General features: G+C 63.6%; 18 protein-coding genes. 5 read left to right on the forward strand and 13 right to left on the reverse strand.

The annotated features are described in order from the left end of the window. Window positions 1-448: 448 nt before the first annotated feature. Window positions 449-1,981, reverse strand: coding sequence for an MFS transporter (locus OZ911_RS25400; RefSeq protein ID WP_023047876.1), 1,533 nt, complete (start codon window positions 1,979-1,981; stop codon window positions 449-451). A gap of 280 nt (window positions 1,982-2,261) precedes the next feature. Between OZ911_RS25400 and OZ911_RS25405 the strand changes: the two genes are divergently transcribed. Further along, window positions 2,262-3,125, forward strand: coding sequence for a LysR family transcriptional regulator (locus tag OZ911_RS25405; protein WP_016489309.1), 864 nt, complete (start codon window positions 2,262-2,264; stop codon window positions 3,123-3,125). A 68-nt stretch (window positions 3,126-3,193) separates the two neighbouring features. Here OZ911_RS25405 and OZ911_RS25410 read toward each other — a convergent pair whose 3' ends face one another. From OZ911_RS25410 to OZ911_RS25420, 3 genes are all read right to left on the reverse strand, one after another. Continuing rightward, entirely contained in the window at window positions 3,194-4,585 is a 1,392-nt protein-coding gene (locus OZ911_RS25410; protein WP_016489310.1) for an amino acid permease, read from the reverse strand. A gap of 397 nt (window positions 4,586-4,982) precedes the next feature. Beyond that, on the reverse strand, window positions 4,983-6,338 hold the full coding sequence (gene gudD / locus OZ911_RS25415; RefSeq protein ID WP_070086784.1) for a glucarate dehydratase: 1,356 nt from the start codon (window positions 6,336-6,338) through the stop codon (window positions 4,983-4,985). A gap of 19 nt (window positions 6,339-6,357) precedes the next feature. Further along, window positions 6,358-7,710: an MFS transporter gene (locus OZ911_RS25420; protein WP_268968508.1), complete on the reverse strand. Its 1,353-nt coding sequence runs from the start codon at window positions 7,708-7,710 to the stop codon at window positions 6,358-6,360. Window positions 7,711-7,971: 261 nt separating this feature from the next. On the opposite strand from OZ911_RS25420, the gene OZ911_RS25425 reads away from it, so the two are divergent. Beyond that, window positions 7,972-8,673 (forward strand): FadR/GntR family transcriptional regulator, encoded by a 702-nt coding sequence (locus tag OZ911_RS25425; protein WP_268968509.1) that lies wholly within the window; start codon window positions 7,972-7,974, stop codon window positions 8,671-8,673. A gap of 79 nt (window positions 8,674-8,752) precedes the next feature. Here the strand turns inward: OZ911_RS25425 and OZ911_RS25430 are convergent, their stop codons facing one another. The 4 genes from OZ911_RS25430 to OZ911_RS25445 all read right to left on the reverse strand — a co-directional run bounded on the left by OZ911_RS25430 (window position 8,753) and on the right by OZ911_RS25445 (window position 12,196). Continuing rightward, entirely contained in the window at window positions 8,753-9,763 is a 1,011-nt protein-coding gene (locus OZ911_RS25430; protein WP_016489314.1) for a zinc-dependent alcohol dehydrogenase family protein, read from the reverse strand. A gap of 310 nt (window positions 9,764-10,073) precedes the next feature. Continuing rightward, window positions 10,074-10,664 (reverse strand): HAD family hydrolase, encoded by a 591-nt coding sequence (locus tag OZ911_RS25435; RefSeq protein WP_016489315.1) that lies wholly within the window; start codon window positions 10,662-10,664, stop codon window positions 10,074-10,076. Further along, a complete protein-coding gene (tesB, locus tag OZ911_RS25440; protein ID WP_016489316.1) occupies window positions 10,661-11,530 on the reverse strand; it encodes an acyl-CoA thioesterase II in 870 nt (289 codons plus the stop codon). Before tesB ends, OZ911_RS25435 begins: the two co-directional genes overlap by 4 nt. A gap of 96 nt (window positions 11,531-11,626) precedes the next feature. Next, window positions 11,627-12,196 carry a GNAT family N-acetyltransferase gene (locus tag OZ911_RS25445; protein ID WP_023048884.1) on the reverse strand — a complete coding sequence of 190 codons (570 nt, stop codon included), beginning with the start codon at window positions 12,194-12,196 and terminating at the stop codon, window positions 11,627-11,629. Window positions 12,197-12,375: 179 nt separating this feature from the next. Here OZ911_RS25445 and pmrG point away from each other — a divergent pair, with 179 nt between their 5' ends. From pmrG to OZ911_RS25460, 3 genes are all read left to right on the forward strand, one after another. After that, window positions 12,376-13,062: a lipopolysaccharide core heptose(II)-phosphate phosphatase PmrG gene (pmrG, locus tag OZ911_RS25450; protein ID WP_016489318.1), complete on the forward strand. Its 687-nt coding sequence runs from the start codon at window positions 12,376-12,378 to the stop codon at window positions 13,060-13,062. A gap of 154 nt (window positions 13,063-13,216) precedes the next feature. After that, window positions 13,217-14,131, forward strand: coding sequence for a histone deacetylase family protein (locus OZ911_RS25455; protein ID WP_016489319.1), 915 nt, complete (start codon window positions 13,217-13,219; stop codon window positions 14,129-14,131). 148 nt (window positions 14,132-14,279) lie between these two features. Then, window positions 14,280-15,521 (forward strand): TIGR03862 family flavoprotein, encoded by a 1,242-nt coding sequence (locus OZ911_RS25460; RefSeq protein ID WP_023048885.1) that lies wholly within the window; start codon window positions 14,280-14,282, stop codon window positions 15,519-15,521. 34 nt (window positions 15,522-15,555) lie between these two features. Here OZ911_RS25460 and rhlE1 read toward each other — a convergent pair whose 3' ends face one another. From rhlE1 to OZ911_RS25485, 5 genes are all read right to left on the reverse strand, one after another. Further along, the gene (rhlE1, locus tag OZ911_RS25465) at window positions 15,556-16,878 is read right to left on the reverse strand and encodes an RNA helicase RhlE1 (protein ID WP_023048886.1); all 1,323 of its coding nucleotides are present in this window, start codon (window positions 16,876-16,878) and stop codon (window positions 15,556-15,558) included. Between the two features lie 55 nt (window positions 16,879-16,933). Further along, window positions 16,934-17,854: a drug/metabolite exporter YedA gene (yedA, locus tag OZ911_RS25470; protein ID WP_023048887.1), complete on the reverse strand. Its 921-nt coding sequence runs from the start codon at window positions 17,852-17,854 to the stop codon at window positions 16,934-16,936. A gap of 124 nt (window positions 17,855-17,978) precedes the next feature. Continuing rightward, complete coding sequence (locus tag OZ911_RS25475; protein WP_016489323.1) at window positions 17,979-18,584, reverse strand: 3'-5' exonuclease; 606 nt, start codon at window positions 18,582-18,584, stop codon at window positions 17,979-17,981. A 9-nt stretch (window positions 18,585-18,593) separates the two neighbouring features. Then, a complete protein-coding gene (locus OZ911_RS25480; protein ID WP_016489324.1) occupies window positions 18,594-19,073 on the reverse strand; it encodes a LabA-like NYN domain-containing protein in 480 nt (159 codons plus the stop codon). Between the two features lie 159 nt (window positions 19,074-19,232). Further along, window positions 19,233-20,003, reverse strand: coding sequence for a DUF2076 domain-containing protein (locus OZ911_RS25485; RefSeq protein ID WP_070086613.1), 771 nt, complete (start codon window positions 20,001-20,003; stop codon window positions 19,233-19,235). Between the last annotated feature and the right edge of the window lie 58 nt (window positions 20,004-20,061).

Raw genomic sequence — 20,061 nt, forward strand, 5'->3', positions numbered from 1 at the left:
CAGCACCTGATCAGGAAGATCGGCAGGGTTGATGGCGGGGTTTGCAGCGTATCCTCCATGACAAACCTGAATCTTGGTCCAGCCCTCCTCCGTGAGTATCCATAGAACTGAGCGCTACTTTTACTAAAACCCTTGTAAAACAAGGGATAAATCCATTTTTAAGCCACGCACCAAACAGTAGATTGCGGCTACCGCTGGCGGAATCGCCCGATGCTCAAGGGCGGTTTCTTCTACCCAAGGCACTGCCTTGGTATGGCGAAAACGTGATTTTCCACCATCTACACAGTTTTGTGCGATAGCGGCTTTTTGCCATCAGGGCGACAGATGGTGCTCATTGCACTTTGGCATCACTCAACAGGCCCGCAATCAATGACATTCGCCGTTCGAAATAGTTGAGGGCCCGGGAGAAATAATTGCAAAACGCTATCCTGTAACGCCGCGTGAGGGCTCACGCACCGTGCTCTGCCCACGCCTCCAGCTGCACTGGCGGGCGGCTCAGCAACACACCCACCACAATGGCAAACACCATGGCGGCAATGCCTGCGACGTGCAGCACGCTCTCAAAACCACCGATGAACGCCTGCCGAGCCAAGGGAGCAACCTCGGCACGCAAGGCGGGATCCAGCATGGCCAACGCGGCGGCCAGGTCACCGGCAGCCACTCGCGTGGCCATCGCTGTAACTTCTCCCAGGTGCGCTGGGGCCACCACTGCCATCGCCTCCTTCATCAACTGGCCGGTACGGGCGGCCAGCACTGCGCCCAGCACACCTATTGCCAGCACGATCGCGCCGAACCGCGTGGTGGTGCTCAGCCCCGACGCCATGCCAGTACGCTCACGGGGCACACAGGCCATGATGTTCTTCTGCGTATCGCCATTGAGCAGCCCGGCGCCCGCACCTAGCACCAGGCTGGCCACTGCAAACGCGCTGTAGCCGCCATGGTTTGCAGCCCAGGCACACAACAGGTTGCCTACCCCCACCAGCATCAGCCCAAGCGCAAACACCTGCGCAGCGCTGCAGTGCGCGGCCAGGCGCATGCCAACCCGCGGCATCAGCAGCATGGCCACGGCGAATGGCAACATGCCCGCACCCGCGGCCAGGGCCGACAGCTGCAGGCCGTTCTGCAGGTACAACGGCAGCAGGGTCATCATCACCTGGGCGCAAGCGGCGTAGGCGAACATGCCCAGCAAGGCACCGACGAAACGCGCACTGCGCATCACCCGCAGGTCGATCATTGGCCGCTGCTGGCTGCGCTCGACCATGACGAACACGCCGAACAGGAAGGCGCTGATCACCAGCCTACCTAGCGTTTGCGCACTGCCCCAGCCCACCTGGCTGGCATCGATCATCGCCCAGATCAGGTAACCCAGGCCGCCGGCGAAAGTCAGGCTGCCCCATGGGTCGAGCCGGGCCGCCGCACTGTCGCGAGACTCATCGACGCTGTACAGCACCATGACCGCGAGCACTGCCACCAACGGCAGGTTGATGTAGAAGATCCAGCGCCAGCCCAAGGTACTGGCGATTATCCCGCCCAACAGCGGCGCGAAGGTGATGGTGGCACCCATGCAGGCACCCCAGAAGGCCCAGGCGCGCATGCGTTCCTGCGGCTCATGAAAGCGGTTGCCGATGGCGGCCAGTGCCGAGGTCAGCAACAACGCTGCCCCCACACCCTTGGCGGCCCTGGCCATGTCAAGGAACAACAGGCTTGGCGCTGCACCACATGCCAACGAAGCGATGCCGAACAGCACCAGGCCGAGCAACAGCATGCGCCGCCTGCCGAAGCGGTCGGCCAGGCTACCGGCAGGCAGCAGGCAGGCAGCAAAAGCCAGCAGGTAGGCGCTGACCACCCACTCGATATCGGCAAACGAGCCCGCCAGGTCACGGGCGATACTGGGCAGACTGACCGCGACGATGTTGGTGTCGAGAATGATCAGGGCGCAGACCAGGGAGGCAGTGAGCAGGGTGAAACGTGCAGAGGGCATGATAAGGCTCCGGAAGCAGAGCGGGTTGGCTTGGCGGTACGGTCAAGTTGCAGCATCGCCGGGGGCTGCTTTGCAGCCCATCGCAGGCAAGCCAGCTCCCACAGGTTTTGCCTAACCTTCGCGAGCGGTGCAGCCCCCTGCAAAGCAGTGCCCGGCTATTCCACAAGCGGCCTTTACCCCCAAGCCACCAGCCTTGTAGTGTTGGCCTCAACCATAACGCCGCCAACCCAAAGCGTTGTTAGCCCCGGCGGCCTGCGTCATTACCCTGTAGGTAACACCCATGGAAATCCGCCATTTCCGCTATTTCCTCTGCGTCGCCCGCCACGGTCATTTCACCCGTGCCGCCGAGCAACTGGGGATCGCCCCGCCCACTCTCAGCCGCCAGATCCAGGACATGGAGCGCGAACTGGGCGTACGCCTGTTCGAGCGCAGCCAGCGCGAGGTCAACCTGACCGCCGCCGGCCAGGCATTGTTGATCGAGGCGGAGCACGCCGTGCGTCAGTTCGATGCGGCGCAACTGGGCGCACAAAAGGCCGCCCGCGGCGAAAGCGGGCGTATCGAACTGGGCTACGTGGCTTCGGCCGCCTACTCGGGCATGCTCCAGCAGCAAGTCAGCCGCTACAGCGAAACCTGCCCTGGCGTGCGCCTGAATATCCGTGAACTGCCCATGGCCGAACTGCCCGGCATGGTCCGCGACGGCTTGCTCGACCTTGCCTACGTGCGCTCACCGATGGAGCTGCCTGACGAACTGGAAGCCATCGCCTTGCACCAGGAAGGTTTCGTCCTCGCCCTGCCCGCCAGCTCGCGTATCAACGAAATGCCGCAGATCCCGGCCTCGCGCCTGACCAACGAATCCTTCATCCTGCCCGAGCAAATTTCCGGCACGCTGGAAGTGGCCGCGCAAGGTGGTTTCGTCCCCAGGCTTGGCTCACAACCCGGCAGCCTGGTGGCAGTGATTACCTTGGTATCACTGGGGCAAGGCGTTGCCGTCGTCCCGGAATCGGTGGTGCAGCGCATCAACCTGCCACAGGTGAATTACCGGCGGGTCGTCGATTGCCAAGCTAGCTCGTGGCTAAGCCTGGTTCACCGGCGCTTCGAGAAAGCGCCGGCGGTGATGAGGTACATCGAGATGATGACGGCCTGACCGTCGCCCTGAAAAACAAAGGGCACCCATCCTCGGGTGCCCTTCGCCCTACCGCCAGGTGAACTGAATCACCCCATCGACCGCGCCCCCACAGGTTGCACATGGCCGCGCGAGGTAACGATCCCCAGGAAGGAAATCACGATCGCCAGGCCCAACGTAGAACTTACCTCTACCCGGTGCTCGGGCGTGTACATCATCACCGCCAAGGCCCCGGCAATGAAGATGATCACCGCCCAGGTCAGGTACGGGAACAGCCACATGCGGAACTTCAGCTCGGTGTTCTCCCGCTCCAGGCGGCGGCGCATGCGCAGCTGCGAGATGGCGATGACCATGTACACCAGCAGGGCGATGGCCCCAGAGCTGGCCAGCAGGAACTCGAACACCCCCTTTGGCGCGAAGTAGTTGAGAACGGCGATAGCTGCCCCGATCAGGGTACTGCCAAACACGGCAGCGCGCGGTACGCCAACCTTGGAGGTCTTGTTGAGGAAGGCCGGGGCGTCACCGCGCTTGGCCAGGGAATACATCATCCGCGAAGCAATGTAGATCGACGAGTTCATGCAACTGGTCACTGCCACCAGCACCACCAGGTCGACCATGAACGCTGCGTTGGGAATGTTCATGATTTCCAGCGCACGCTGGTATGAGCCCACCACTGCCAACTGCGGATCGTTCCACGGTACCACCGAGATGATCACGAAGATCGACAGGATGTAGAAGGTGCTGATACGCCAGATCACCGAGCGGGTGGCTTTGGCGATGTTGCGCGACGGGTCGCTGGACTCGGACGCGGCGATGGTCACTGCCTCGGTGCCGATGAAGCTGAACATCACGGTGATGAACGCACCCACCACCGCCGACCAACCTTTCGGAGCGAAGCCGCCATATTCAGCCATCAGCCCGCTCAGGCCGCTGACCTCGCGGTTAGGCAACCAGCCCATCAACGCGGCAAAGCCCAGGCCGATGAAACCCAGAATCGCCGTAACCTTGAGGATGGCGAACCAGAACTCGAACTCACCGTATTTGGCCACGCTGAACAGGTTGGTGCAGGCCAGCAGCAGCACCGAAGCCAGCGCGAAGATCCAGCTGTCCACCTGCGGGAACCAGGCATTCAACACATGCCCGGCAGCCAGCGCTTCGATAGGGATCACCAGTACCCAGAACCACCAGTACAGCCAGCCAATGGTGTAACCGGCCCAGCGGCCGATGGCCTGGTCGGCGTAGGTGGAAAATGACCCGGTATCAGGGTGTGCCACGGCCATTTCGCCGAGCATGCGCATGACCAGTACCACCAGGGTTCCGGCCACGAAATAAGAAACTATGGTAGCTGGCCCGGCCGCCGCGATGGCGTGGCCAGAGCCTACGAAAAGTCCGGCGCCGATGATGCCGGCGATGGACAGCATCGTTACATGACGAGGCTTGAAACCTTGTGCAAGGTTGCCATCAGATCCCACGGTGCTCATTGATGTTGTTCTCTTTTTGCTGACACAAGGATGGACGGGCAGGTGTAGGCGAAAATATCTCCTTTCAAATCAGTAAGTCGACAGGTTGCTCGCGCGCTGTTGTTGATCTTTGGCGCGCATCACAGAGCAACATGTCCGTGCGGTTCGGGCTTCATTTAAGCCTTGCAGGGCTGCGGGAAATTACACGAGAACGCCCCGGAACTGTTCGATCACGACAGGGCAGTTCCATTACCGCCAGATGTCGCGAATGGCATGCCCGATCGCGCCACCTCGCCATCTGGAGCTTTTGTTTTTCATCTGGATGTGGGTTGCCAGTGCCGGCCCAGGCGATTTCAGCTACTCACAAAAAAGCCCCGGTCACCCGGGGCTGTCTTTGCACTGCGGGCCTGTAACCGCCTCAACGCACCAGGCAAGGCCGCTTGTGATCGAAGCGCCAGCCCGGGATCAGAAACTGCATCGCCACGCTGTCATCCCGCGCCCCCAGCCCCATGTTGCGGTAGCACTCATGGGCCTTGGCCAACTGGTCCTCATCCAGCTCCACCCCCAGCCCCGGCCGGGCCGGGACCCGCACATGCCCGTCGACAATGCGCAGCGGCTCACGGGTCAGGCGCTGGCCGTCCTGCCAGATCCAGTGGGTGTCGATTGCGGTGATCTCGCCCGGCGCCGCCGCCGCCACCTGGGTGAACATCGCCAGCGAAATGTCGAAGTGGTTGTTCGAATGCGAACCCCAGGTCAGCCCCCAGTCATTGCACATCTGCGCTACCCGCACCGAGCCCTGCATGGTCCAGAAGTGCGGATCGGCCAGCGGAATATCCACTGCCTGCGACTGGATCGCATGGCCCATCTGCCGCCAGTCGGTGGCAATCATGTTGGTGGCGGTGGGCAGGCCGGTGGCACGGCGGAACTCGGCCATCACCTCACGGCCCGAGTAACCGTTCTCGGCGCCGCAGGGGTCTTCGGCATAGGCCAGTACGTGATGCTTGTCGCGACACAGGGCAATGGCCTCTTTCAGTGACCAGGCGCCGTTAGGGTCAAGGGTGATACGGGCTTCGGGGAAGCGCTCGGCCAGCGCCGTCACTGCTTCCATCTCCTCTTCGCCACGCAGCACACCGCCCTTGAGCTTGAAGTCGCTGAAGCCATAGCGCTGCTCGGCCGCTTCGGCCAGACGCACCACCGCTTCCGGGGTCAAGGCCTTCTCGTGGCGCACGCGGAACCAGTCGTCATCGGCATCGGCCTCATTGCGGTAGGCCAGGTCGGTGTGTTGACGGTCGCCGATGTAGAACAGGTAACCCAGCATCTTCACCGCATCGCGCTGCTGCCCCTCGCCCAGCAAGGCTGCCATAGGCACGTTGAGGTGCTGGCCAAGCAGGTCGAGCAGTGCCGACTCGATGGCCGTTACTGCATGCACGGTAATGCGCAGGTCAAACGTCTGCAGGCCGCGACCAGCCGAGTCCCGGCTGGCAAAGGTCTGGCGCATGGCATTGAGCACGCGCTGGTAGTGGCCGATCGGCTGGCCGAGCACCAGGTTGCGGGCGTCTTCCAGGGTCTGGCGAATGTTTTCACCGCCAGGCACCTCGCCCAGCCCGGTATTGCCAGCGCTGTCGCGCAGCACTACCACGTTGCGGGTGAAATACGGGCCATGGGCGCCACTGAGGTTCAGCAGCATGCTGTCATGGCCGGCCACGGGAATAACGCGCAGGTCGGTGACCACCGGAGTACTGGTATGAACGGCGGGATTGGTCTGCATAGTCATGATTGTTGTCTCGCAGTCATCAGTGGGTATGGCCCAGGGCCGAGGGGGCCTTGAGGTCATCGGTAGGGGCGCCCTTGGGGCGAGTGCGTACAAAGAAGATGGCAATGGCCGCCAGCACCGAGGTCACGGCCAGGCCGTACAGCCCACCCTGGATCGAACCGGTCTGCTGCTCCAGCAGGCCGAAGGTGGTGGGGGCAACAAAGCCGCCGAGGTTGCCGACCGAGTTGATCAGGGCGATCACTGCCGCCGCGATGCGGGCATCCAGGTAACCCTGCGGGATCGGCCAGAACAGTGACGATGCCGACTTGAACCCGATGGCCGCGAAGCACACGGCGACAAAGGCGAACACCGGCCCACCGGTGGTGGACATGAACATGCCGATGGCGGCGACCAACAGGGCACCGGCTACCCAGGCCTGCTGGAACTTCCAGCGCGCAGAACCAGCGGCAAAGGCGTACATGGCCAGGATCGAGATCAGCCACGGGATCGAGTTGAAAAAGCCGACCTGCAGGTCGCTGAGGTCACCCATGCGCTTGATGATGCTAGGCAGCCAGAAGGTGGCAGCGTAGATGGTCAACTGAATGCAGAAGTAGATCACGCAGAACAGCACGATCTGGCGATCCTTGAGCAGGGTCCAGGCCGATGCCTTGACTGTACCAACGGCTTCACGCTCACGTTGCTCACGGTCGATGGCGGCCACTAGCGCGTCCTGCTCGGCCTGGCTCAACCACTTGGCATCTTGCGGCTTGGAATCCAGCCAGAAAAACACGAAGAAGCACAGTACAACAGAGGCCATGCCTTCGATGAACAGCATCCACTGCCAGCCATGCATACCCAGGCCCTGAATCTGCATCAACGCCCCGGCCAGCGGCCCGGAAATCAGCGAAGCCAGCGCCGAACCGCTGAGGAAGATGGCAATCGCCTTACCGCGCTCGGCGCGTGGCAGCCAGCGGGTGAAGTAGTAGATCACCCCAGGGAAGAAGCCCGCCTCGGCAACCCCCAGCAGAAAGCGCAGCACGTAAAACTGGGTTTCGTTTTGCACAAAGGCCATGGCCGTGGCTACCAAGCCCCAGGTGAACATGATGCGGGTCAGCCAAAGCCGCGCCCCCACCTTTTGCAGCAACATGTTCGAAGGCACTTCGAACAACGCATAACCAATGAAGAACAAGCCGGCGCCAAAGCCATAGGCCGCAGCGCTGATGCCCAGATCGCTTTCCAGGTGCGGGCGGATGAAACCGATATTGACGCGGTCGAGGTAGTTGACGATGAACATGATGACAAACAGCGGCAGGACATGACGCTTGACCTTGGCCACGGCACTGGCCAAGACGTCACTGTCGTGCCGGGCAGACGGAGTGAGGGTGTCGTTCACTTGCAAATCTCCCACTAATTGTTTTTGTGCGGGTCTGGGTTGTCTGACATGGCAGTGGGGATGAGCATATGCGTGGCGATGTTGTACGACAAGATCAACAATGTCGGTAAAACAGCAAAATACAAGCTTTCATAATGTAAACATGCTGCGATCTTTCAAAAACAGCGAAGCTAAACAGCAGTCTGAAGGCACAAATAATCGGCAAAAAATAATTTTATGGTTTAACTTGTCGTACAAGTTAAGCGCGAAACGGATCACAGCATGGAACACGAAAACGCCCGCAAGCACGGCCACAGCCGCGCCCATGACCTTGTCTCCAGCCTGACCCAACAGATTTTGCTGGGCACCTTCAAGCCGGGCGACAAGCTGCCTTCAGAGAACACGCTGGTGCGCGAGCACGGGGTCAGTCGCACGGTGGTGCGTGAGGCCTTGTCCAAGTTGCAGGCCTCCGGGCTGGTAGAGCCGCGCCACGGTATCGGTACCTTCGTGATGGCGCGCCAGGCCCAGGCCGGGCTGCGTATGGCAGCGGAAAGCGCGGCGAATGTGCGTGACCTGCTGGAACTGCGTATTGGCCTGGAAGGCCAAGCCGCCGCCCTGGCTGCGCTGCGCCGTGACAAGGGGCACCTGGTGCGCATGCGCCAGGCGCTGGATGACTATCAGGACCTGGCAGCCGCCGGCGACAGCTGTATCGAGCCCGACCGACGTTTCCACCTACTGATTGCCGAGGCCACCGGCAACCTGTACTTCACCGAAATGCTGCTGCACCTGGGCAACAGCCTGATCCCGCGCAACCGCATGGCCCTGGCCGAACGCGGCGGGGCGAAGCTGGCGCGGCAGGCGTACCTGGCCAACCTGGAGCACGAGGCAATCCTCAATGCCATCCGCCGGCAAGACCCGGACGCAGCGAGGGCGGCGGTCTGCCTGCACCTGTCCAACAGCCGCGACCGTTTGCTGCCGGGCTAGGGGCCGCTGCGCAGCCCTTCGCGGGTGCGCCCGCTCACACAGGTCCCGCGTATGGGCAGGGCCTTTGGGAGTCCAGCCTTCACCAGGTCAGGCAGATCTTGCCGAAATGCCGGTTGCTTTCCTGGTAGCGGAACGCTTCGACGATCTGCTCCAGTTCGAAGTGCTTGTCCACCACCGGCCGCAGGCCGTTGGCATCGATCGCCCGCACCATCGCCTGCTGCTGGGCGCGGCTGCCCACCAGCACACCTTGCAGACGAATCTGCCGCACCAGCGCCTGCACCAGCGGCAGCTGACCGGCCACGCCGGTAAGGATGCCAATCAGCGACACATGCCCACCGATGCGCGCGGCAATCATCGACTGCTCCAGCGTCGCCGGGCCGCCCACTTCGATCACATGGTCGACACCGCGGTTGCCGGTGAGCGCGCGCACCTTCTCACCCCAAGCCGGGGTGCTCTTGTAATTGATCAGGTGGTCGGCGCCCAGGGCCTTCAGGCGCTCCAGCTTGGCGTCGCTGGACGACGTGGCGATCACGGTGGCGCCAGCCAGCTTGGCGAACTGCAGGGCGAAGATCGACACACCACCGGTGCCTTGCACCAGTACCGTGTCGCCAGGTTTGAGGTGGTCGTCGCTCATCAGCGCACGCCAGGCGGTGAGGCCTGCGGTGGTCAGGGTAGCCGCTTCAGCGTGGCTGAAGCCCTTGGGGGCCAGGGTGAACGCGGTGGCACGGGCAGTGACCTGCTCACGGGCATAACCATCGAGGCCGTCGCCGGGTACCCTGCCAAAGCCTTCGACGTTGGCCTGGCCGTCGAGCCAGTCGGGGAAGAAGGTGCTGACCACATCGTCGCCCACCTGGAACTCGCTGACACCTTCGCCCACCGCAACCACTTCACCAGCGCCATCGGCCATGGGGATACGCCGCTCGCTCGGGCCCCACATGCCGCTGACCACGGCAAAGTCGTGATAGTTGAGGGAGCTGGCGTGCAGGCGCACGGTGATTTCGCCGGCCTTGGGGGCAGCGGCCTCGCTTGTGCCGACCTCGACCTTGTCGTAGCCGCCGCCGGGTTGTACGTAGATGGCCTTGCTGGTCATGGGTGGGTCTCCGTATCAGAGGAAAGAATGGGGTTCAGCATAGACAGGTTCGGCCCTTTCGCGGGCACGCCCGCTCCCACAGGGGCACCACAGCCCTGAGACTCGCGCAATACCTGTGGGAGCGGGCTTGCCCCGCGAAGCAGGCGACGCGATGGATGGCCCCGGCTGCGCCGGGGTTCGCGGGACAAGCCCGCTCCCACAAAGTCATTGCTAAATCAGTAAATCAGTTGGGCTGCGCTGTCGCGCAGGGAGCAAGTGCCATTGTGGGAGCGGGCATGCCCGCGAAGAGGCCCGCATTGCCAACACAAAATCAGCCCAGCATCACCTTCAGTGCCCGGCAATCGGCCGCATGCCAGTCCGCCAGCTCCGGCCATGGGTTATCCGGCAGGTTCACCAGCACCGTGCGCGCACCCGCTGCACGACCGCAGTCCAGGTCAAACCGGTAATCCCCCACCATCACCAGCTCGCTCGGCGCCACGCCCCAGGCACCGGCAATTTTCAGCAGCCCATCCGGGCTTGGCTTGGGCGCCGCTTCGTCACGCCCAAGAATGTGCTCCACCGGGAAGCAGTCTGCCAAGCCGATGGCCTCCAGCGTCACATGCGCCAGCTCGCGGGCATTGCGGGTCAGGATGCCCAGCCGGCACCCGCGCCCGGCCAACTCGCGCACCAGCTCCACCGCCCCGGTGGCCGCCGTGGAGGCTACCGCCAGGTCGCGTTCGTGCTCCAGCAACCAGGCATGCTTGGCCGCCGCTTCGTCTGCCGGCAACGCCGCCAGGTGGGTGAGGATGTCGTGCTCGGCCGGTATCTCCAACGCCACGCGAATGGCGTCGAAATCATGCACGGCCACGGTCAGGGTACCGTCCATGTCGAACACCCAGTGACGCACCTCGCCCAGGCTCATGCCCAGTCCTTGCGATGGCGAATCAGGCCTTCCTGGCTCGACGATGCCACCAGTTGCCCGGCCTGGTTGAAGATGCTGCCGCGGCAGAAACCGCGGGAGTTCCCGGCCCAGGGGCTGTCTGTTGCGTACAGCAGCCACTCATCGGCGCGCAGGTTGCCATGGAACCACAGCGAATGGTCGAGGCTGGCGATTTGCATGTCGCGCTGCCACACCGACTTGCCATGCGGCAGCAACGCCGTGGTCAGCAGGCCGAAGTCCGAGGCATAGGCCAGCAGGTACTTGTGCAGGGCGGGTACGTCGGGCAGGTTGCCGTCGGCGCGAAACCAGGCGTACTTCACCGGGTCGCCGGGCTTGGGGTTGAACGGGTCGCGCTCGGTGACCGGGCGGATCTCGATTGGCTTGGCGCACAGCACTTTGTCGCGAATACGCTCGGGCAACTGGTCGGCCATGGCGCGGGCCAGCTCCACCTCGGTGGGCAGGTTTTCCGGGCCGACCACGTCAGGCATTTGCGCCTGGTGCCCGAAACCTTCCTCGTCGTACTGGAACGACGCGCTGCAGGTGAAGATGGTCTGGCCCTTCTGGATCGCCGTCACCCGTCGGGTACTGAAGCTGCCGCCATCGCGCACGCGGTCCACCGAGTACACCACCGGCAGGCTGGCATCGCCCGGGCGCAGGAAGTAGCCATGCAACGAATGCACATGGCGGGCGTCCTCGACTGTCTGGCTGGCCGCCGACAACGATTGGCCCAGCACCTGCCCACCGTACAACTGACGGAAGCCCAGGTCCTGGCTGCGTCCACGGAACAGGTTCTCCTCGATGGATTCGAGGCTCAACAGGTCGACCAGGTCGTCCAACACATGACTCATTGGGGGTTCTCCTCGCAAGGCAACACGTCTCTACAGCGCTCGTTATGAAGGCAAATGATACAGGGTTTGTCATTCTTACCGGGCATGGCCGTGCGTTCAGGCGCGCAGGGTGCGCTCCCAAAGCGCGCGGTCGATGCGGTACAGCACATGCGGGCGCAACGGGTGCCCCACGGGCAGGCGGGGGTGTTCGAAGCTGCCGTTCAGGTCCTGCTGCATGCCGATGGCCTGCATCACCTTCTGCGACGGCAAGTTGCTCTCGCTAGTGAACGACACCACCTCTTCCAGGCGCAATTGGGCGAAAGCACAACGCAGGCAGGTCCACGCCGCCTCGCTGGCAAAGCCCAGGCCCCAGTGGCGACGTGCCAGGCGCCAGCCGATCTCCACCGCCGGGGCAAAAGGCGCGTCGAAATTGACATTGAGCAACCCGGTCATGCCGATGAATGCACCACTGTCCTTGCGCTCCAAGGCCCACAGGCCAAAGCCGTACTCATTGAAATGCCCGCGTACCCGGCCGATCAACGCTGCCGCCTCAACACGCGTCAGCGGCGCCGGAAAATAGCGCATCACCTGTGGGTCGGCGCACAGCGCGGCGAACTCGCGCAAGTCATCGTCATGCCATTGACGCAGCACCAGCCGTGCGCTTTCCAGTTCAAGAATGGGGGTCATCGTGCCTGCTCCGGTTTACCGCCTTGCAGTTTACAGCGTAGGCGCGGGCGCGGGGTTCACCCAGCCGGCAGCCGCCAAATGCAATTTTCACACGCCCTTCACCGGTCCCCGACAGGCCACTTGGCAGGATGCTGCCATCCACCTCCGCGCCAACCGCGGCACCGCCAACGGAGCAACACATGCTATCGAGCAACACCCTGGGACACCCTGCCATTCACGCCCGGCGCAAGCGGCGCCTGTCACGCAAAGCCCTCGGTGCCGCCCTTGGGCTTTGCATGGTCGTGGCGGCGGTGACCACCTGGCTGGCGACGAGGACGCATATCGTGGACCTTGGTAACGAGCAACAACTGAGTGACAGCGGCCTGCTGCAGGACTGGGCCGACGGCGCAGTGATCGTGATGATCCGCCACGCCGAACGCTGCGACAGCGCCCCCGGCCCCTGCCTGGGCGACCCCACCGGCATCACTGTGGCCGGCAGCCAGGCCGCCGGACGCGTTGGCCAAGGGTTGCACCAACTGGGCCTTGACAACGCCGATATGCTTAGCAGCCCGAAACTGCGCACCCGGCAAACCGCGCATTTCATCCTCGGCCAGGCGGTGGCCAGCGAGAACTGGCTGGAAGGCTGTGACAACCAGTTCGCCAGTGAAGCACTCTCACGCAAGCGCCCCGGCCACAACCTGGTGCTGGTGACCCACAATGGCTGCATCGACCATTTCGCCCGCCAGCAGAACGTTGCGGGTGGCGAGCGCGAGAGTGGCTATGCCAGTGCCCTGTTCGTGTCGGTGGATGGCAATGGCAAGGCACGCATCCTCGGGCGACTGAACGAACCCGACTGGCAACGCGTATTGGCCAGCACAGGAAAATAGCCCTCAAACGTAAACGCGATCCCTGTGGGAGCGGCCCAATCGCGACACAAGGCCGCTCCCACAAAAGGGCCAGTACCGGCGAAAAAAACAGGTACTCCCATTGCAGTCACCCGTCATGGCAAGATCAGCACTGGCCCTGATTGCGACCCCACCCATGCCGTTGCCGCTGATCTACCACGAAGACTACAGCCCGGAGTTCCCCGCCGAACACCGCTTCCCGATGGACAAGTTCCGCCTGCTGCATGACCACCTGGTGGACAGCGGGCTGACCACCGACCAGGCATTGCTGCGCCCGGACATCTGCCCCAACGACATCCTCGCCCTGGCCCACGACCGTGGCTATATCGAGCGTTACATGAACGGCGACCTGTCCCGCGAGGACCAGCGTCGCCTCGGCCTGCCCTGGAGCGAAGCCCTGGCCCGGCGCACGGTGCGGGCTGTGGGTGGCTCGCTGCTGACCGCCGAGATGGCGCTGCAACATGGCATCGCCTGCCACCTCGCCGGTGGCACCCACCATGCCCATTACGACCACCCCGCCGGCTTCTGCATCTTCAACGACCTGGCCGTGATCAGCCGCTACCTGCTGGAGGCTGGCCGGGTACACCGGGTACTGATCTTCGATTGCGATGTGCACCAGGGTGACGGCACCGCGCGCATCCTGCACGACACCCCCGAGGCCATCACCGTGTCGTTGCATTGCGAACAGAACTTCCCGGCCCGCAAGGCGCAGAGCGACTGGGACATTCCCCTGCCCCGTGGCATGGGCGATGCGGCCTACCTGAAGGTGGTGGACGACACCCTTAACTACCTGCTGCCGCTCTATCAACCCGACCTGGTGCTGTATGACGCCGGCGTCGATGTGCACAAGGACGACGCCCTTGGCTACCTGCAACTGACTGACGCCGGCCTGGCCGCCCGTGACGAAGCGGTGCTGCGCCATTGTCTGGGCCGTGACATCCCGGTGGTTGGCGTGATCGGCGGCGGCTACAGCAAGGACCGCGAAGCGTTGGCCAGGCGCCATGGCATCCTTCACCACAGCGCGGCACGCGTCATCGGTTGTTCACAGTGACTGTGGAACCGCTTGTGGATAACCTGCGGGAAAGGCGCTGTAGCCCTTTGTACGCAAGGCCTGCAGAACTATGATCATTTTTTGACCAGTGCTTCCATGGGCAGCGCTGCGCTAGAATGCGCATCTTTTCCACAGCCTGCTGCCCACCATGTCCGATCTGAACCCCGCCTCCCCTCCTCTCGCCGTCGTTATTGGTGGTGGCCCCGCCGGCCTGATGGCTGCCGAAGCACTGGCCCAGGCAGGCCTGGCGGTCGAGGTGTTCGACGCCATGCCTTCGGTGGGGCGCAAGTTCCTGCTGGCGGGTGTTGGCGGGATGAACATCACCCACTCCGAGCCGTACCCGGCGTTCGTTTCACGCTATGCCGGGCGCCAGGGCGAAGTCGAGGCGCTGCTGCGCGGCTTCGACGCCGAAGCCTTGCGCCAGTGGATTCACAGCCTGGGCATCGAAACCTTCGTCGGCACCTCGGGGCGGGTGTTCCCCACCGACATGAAAGCCGCCCCCCTGCTGCGCGCCTGGCTCAAGCGGCTGCGCGACTGCGGGGTAGTTATCCACACCCGCCACCGTTGGTTGGGCTGGAATGCCGACGGTGCCTTGCGGATCGCTTATCCACAGGGCGAGCGCGCGGTGCAGGCTGCAGTCGTGGTACTGGCGCTGGGTGGCGGCAGTTGGGCGCGATTGGGTTCGGATGGCGCCTGGCAGCCATTACTGGCCGAACGGGCTGTGGATATCTCGCCTTTGCAGCCCAGCAACTGCGGGTTTGAGGTGGATGGCTGGAGCGCATTGTTGAAGGAGAAATTCGCGGGCGCACCGCTGAAGAACATTGCCCTCAGCGTCCCCGGCAGCGCGCCGCGCAAAGGCGAGTTCATCCTCACCGCGCAGGGTGTTGAAGGCAGCCTGGTGTATGCCTGGTCGGCACCGGTGCGCGAAGCCATCAACCGCGAAGGCCGAGGGGTACTGCTGCTCGACCTGCTGCCAGACAAGCCTGTGGACAACATTGCCCAGGCACTGGCCAAGCCACGCGGTTCGCGCTCCATGGCCAAGCATCTGCACAGCCAGCTGGGCATTGATGGCGTCAAGGCGGCGCTGCTGCGCGAGCTGACCGATCAGGCGACCTTTGCCGACCCATTGGCGCTGGCCCAGGCGATCAAGGCCTTGCCGATCACATTGGTGCGTACGCGACCACTGGATGAAGCAATCAGCAGTGCCGGCGGGGTACGCTTCGAGGGGCTGGATGAGGGGTTGATGGTCAAAAGCATGCCGGGGGTGTTCTGTGCCGGCGAGATGCTGGACTGGGAGGCGCCGACCGGGGGGTACCTGCTGACGGCTTGCTTTGCCAGCGGGTTGCGTGCCGGGCGGGCGGCGGCGGAGTGGGTTACGCGGGTTTCCTGACAAATTTTGGGGCCGCAAAGCGGCCCCATCAATCTCAAGGCTTACGCTTACGCGGCCCACCATTGAAGCTCGGCACCTTGCGCACCGCCTTCACTGCCGGCTCCGGCTCCCCACTGTCCATCCAACGCCCCAGCCCGCGCTTGGCGCTGTTCTCTTTCGGCTTTTTGGGTTTCTTCGGCTTCTTGATCACCTGGCCACTGGCGTCGGTCATCGGCACCCGGTGATCAGGGATGAAATCCGGTTCTTCATGGCGTGGCAGGGTCTGCCGGGTCAGCACTTCGATAGCCCCCAGCAACTGCACTTCATCCGCGCACACCAGCGAAATCGCCTCGCCCTTGTTACCCGCCCGCCCGGTACGCCCGATGCGGTGCACGTAATCCTCGGCGACGATCGGCAGGTCGAGGTTGACCACCAGCGGCAGGTCGTCGATATCCAGGCCACGGGCCGCCACGTCGGTCGCCACCAGTACCTGAATCTCGCGGGCCTTGAAGCTGTCCAGCGCCCGCTGGCGGGTGGCCTGCGGGCGGTCACCGTGGATGCCGTCGGCGTTTACGCCTTCGGCCAGCAAGCGCGACACCAACTGGTCGACACCGTTACGGGTCTTGGCAAACACCAGCACCTGGCTCCAGCGCTGTTTGCGCAGCAGGTGACAGAACAGGTCTTCCTTGCGCTTTTTGTCCACAGGCACCAGCCACTGTTTGACGCTGGTTGCAGTGGCGTTGCGCGGGCTCACTTCGATACTGAGCGGGTCATTCAACGCCAGCCCCGCCAGTACGCGAATCTGGTCAGAGAACGTGGCAGAAAACAACAGGGTCTGGCGCTTGCGCGGCAGCGCGGCGTACACCGATTGCAGTTCTTCGGCAAAGCCCAGGTCGAGCATGCGGTCAGCTTCGTCCAGCACCAGCGTCTGCACCTGGTTGAACTTCACCGCATTCTGCCGGAACAGGTCGAGCAAGCGGCCCGGGGTGGCCACCAACAGGTCGACGCCACGGCGCAGGCGCATCATCTGGGGGTTGATGCTGACGCCGCCGTACACCGCGTAAGTGCTCAGGGGCAGGTTCTCGGCGTACTCGCGCACGTTGTTGTGCACCTGCTCGGCCAGCTCACGGGTAGGCACCAGCACCAGCGCGCGGATCGAGTTGCAGGCCACCTTCTCGCCCTCCAGTGCCAGGCGCTGCAGCACGGGCAGGGCAAAGCCTGCGGTCTTGCCGGTGCCGGTCTGGGCCGCGGCCATCAGGTCGCGGCCGGCCAGCACGGCGGGGATGGCCTTGGCCTGCACCGGGGTCGGGGTGGTGTAGTCCAGCTGCTGCAGCGTGCGCAGCAGGGGTTCGATCAGGCCGAGTTTGGCGAAATTCATGGCAATACCGTCAGGGGGTTCAGCGAAGGCGGCAAGTTTACCGCATCACCCCGGCCTACTTGCAGATTTCGCCTTCCAACGGCTGCGCAGGCGCAGGTGCCTTGCGCCACTGTGGCAGGCCGATCAGCACCACCGCACCGATAATCACCGCCATGGCCACGCACTCCTCGGCGCCAATCTGTTCGCCGGCAAAGACAATGCCCAGCAGCACGGCAACCGCCGGGTTAACGTAGGCATAGCTGGTGGCCGCCGCCGGGCGTACGTGCTTGAGCAGGTACATGTAGGCACTGAACGCCAGGATCGAGCCGAAGAACACCAGGTAGGCCAACGCCCCCCAGCCGGCCGCAGTCGGCATCTGCGTCATACGCTCGCCAGACAGCACGCTGCCCAGCAACAGCGCCGCGCCACCCACCAGCATTTCTGCAGCGCTGGCCATCGGCCCTTGGGGCAACGGCAAGGTCTTGCTCCACACCGAACCGAACGCCCACGACGCCGCCGCGAAAACAATCAGCGCCGCACCCATCGGGCTTGCCTGCAGGTTGGAGCCCAGGTTAAGCAGGCCGATACCTACCAGCCCCAGGGCGATCCCGGCCCACTCCAATCTCGAGTTGCGGTGCCCGAACAACAGGCCGAACAGCAAGGTGAACAAGGGAACTGTGGCCACTGCCAGCGCCGCCACGCCCGATGCCACCCCTGCATGCTCGGCCACGGTCACGCCGCCGTTGCCACAGCTAAGCAGCAGAAAACCGATTGCCCCTGCCGCCCGCCACTGCGCCCAAGTCGGCGCCGGCGCACCACGCCAGCGCAGAAAACCGTACAGCAGACCACCCGCAATCAGGAAGCGCACCCCGGCCATGAGCATCGGCGGCCAACTCTCCACACCAATGCGAATGAACAGGTAGGTAGAGCCCCAGACCAGGTACAAGGCCAGGAAAGCACCGATGAGCAACAACGGGAAGCGACGGGAGGCAGGCATGGGAAAACTCGAAATCCGTTTACGGGTCATTCAGTCTAACGGCCTGCCTGGGTCAAGGTACGTTACAGAACGGGCGCAAATGAGCGGCACAATTGTGGTGCGTCCGGTTTAGGGGCAGTGTTGCCTAACGGTATTTGGCCAGCGCTTCGCGCATTTTCGCAGCCGGGGTCTTCTGCAAACGGCAAAGCAGGTCGTGCGAGAGTTGCTGTACACCATGGGCCTGGCGCAATTCGCCTACCAAATGTTGCAGCAGGTTGGCGGCCATCTCGGCATCGGCCATGGCCCTGTGCGCGGTACCGGTATCCGGAAGGCCGGCCCAGCGGGTCAAAGTGCCCAGCTTGTGGTTCGGTGCCATCGGCAGCAGGCGCCGGGACAGCAGCAGAGAGCAGGCGAAAGACTGGCTACGGCTACGGCCAATGCGGCTCAGCTCGTAGTCCCAGAACTTCTGGTCGAAGGCAGCGTTGTGCGCCAGCAACGGGGTGACCCCGACGAACTCGGCGACTTCGTTCATTACCTTGTCCACCGGCGGCGCGCTGCGCAGCATGGCGGTGGTAATGCCAGTCAGCCCGGCGACGAAGGCTGGCACCGGCACACCGGCGTTCATCAGGCTCTGGTAGCGCTCGACAATGCGCCCGCCCTCCAGCATCACCACCGCCACTTCGGTAGCGCGGCAGCCGGCGCCAGGGCTGATGCCGGTAGTTTCAAAGTCGATTACAGCAATACGTTCCATCAAAGGGCCTCAATGTTTGAGCAATAGCTTACCCTCGATGGGCACATAGCGGGTGGCCGCACGGATCAACGACAAGGCGGTAAGCCCAGGCACGCCATACACCACGGCCTCTGTACCGTGGCGCTGGATCACCCGTTCCAGCAACAGGTCGAAGTCACCATCGCCAGAGGCCAGCACCACCTGGTCGACCCGGCTGGCCGCGTCGATCACATCCAGGGTAATACCCACATCCCAGTCCCCTTTGGCCGAACCATCGCTGCGCTGGATGAAGGGTTTGAGGCGGACATCGAAACCAAGGTTGCGCAAAATCTGCTGGAACTGCTGTTGCTTGCTGTCGCCACGGTCGATGGCATACGCCACCGCTTCGACAATCTGGCCTTCACGGCTGACGTCAGCCCACAACGCGGTGTAGTTGAAATGGCAGCCGTGCGCCTGGCGCACGGTGTAGTAGAGGTTCTGCACATCGGCGAACAGCGCGATCTTTTTCACCTGGGAACCTCATGTCTGGCCTGGGATACCGGGGGCTGCTGCGCAGCCCTTCGCGGGCACGCCCGCTCCCACAGGTGTCGTACATGTCACTGTGGGAGCGGGCGTGCCCGCGAAGGGGCGCCAAGCGCCCCCAGAATTGCCAGCAGTATGCCAGACCTGTCAGACGTACGAGTCGTCGTCCGAGAAGAACTCGCCATCGTCACTGCCGTAATCGGTGTCGGCATAACCGCCCTGGTCGCTGCCCCAACCACCGTTGTCAGCCACCTGCTGCTGCCCGCCCTGGTCGTTCCAGCCGCCGCTGTCACTGGCCGGTGCTGGCTCTTCCTTGATCACCTCGACCACCTCTTCCGGCTGCGAGTTATGGTTGAACAGGCTGCTGATGCCCTGCGCCAGCAACACACCACCGGCCACACCGGCTGCGGTCTGCATGGCCCCACCGAGGAAGCTGCTGGCACCGCTGCGCGCCGGCGCAGCGCCAAAGCCAGGCTGCTGCGGCTGAGGTTGAGGCTGAGGCTGGGAGAAACCTGGGGCCGACGGCTCGCGCCAGCCACCGCCGGATGCTGCAGGCGGCGCCGAAGGGCGCTGAGGCTGCACAGCCGGGGCCGCACTGCGCCCGCCCGAGCCAAAGATGCTGGACAAGAAGCCACCGCCGCCGTTGCCTGGTGCGCTGTTACCGGCTTGTGCGGCCTCGGCCTGGGCGCGGGCCTGCTTCAGCTCGGCCTCCAGTTGCTTGTTCTGCTCGTCGAGGCGTTTGATTGCCGCCTCCTGCACCAGAATTGCCTGTGCCATGTAGTAAGGCGCCGCCGGCTGCTGACGCAGGTGTTGCTCGATGCACGCCTGGGCCTGCGCGTCACGCGGCTGGTTCGGGTCTTCGGCTTGCTTGATGCGGCCGAACAGGCCGTCGATCAGGGTTTGTTCTTCAGTGTTCATGGGGCGACCTCGTGGGGTAGCGTGACAACGGACAGCGTCAAAGATGGGGTGTAGCGGC

The organism is Pseudomonas fortuita (assembly GCF_026898135.2).
In the GTDB taxonomy this organism is placed as follows: Bacteria; Pseudomonadota; Gammaproteobacteria; order Pseudomonadales; family Pseudomonadaceae; genus Aquipseudomonas; species Aquipseudomonas fortuita.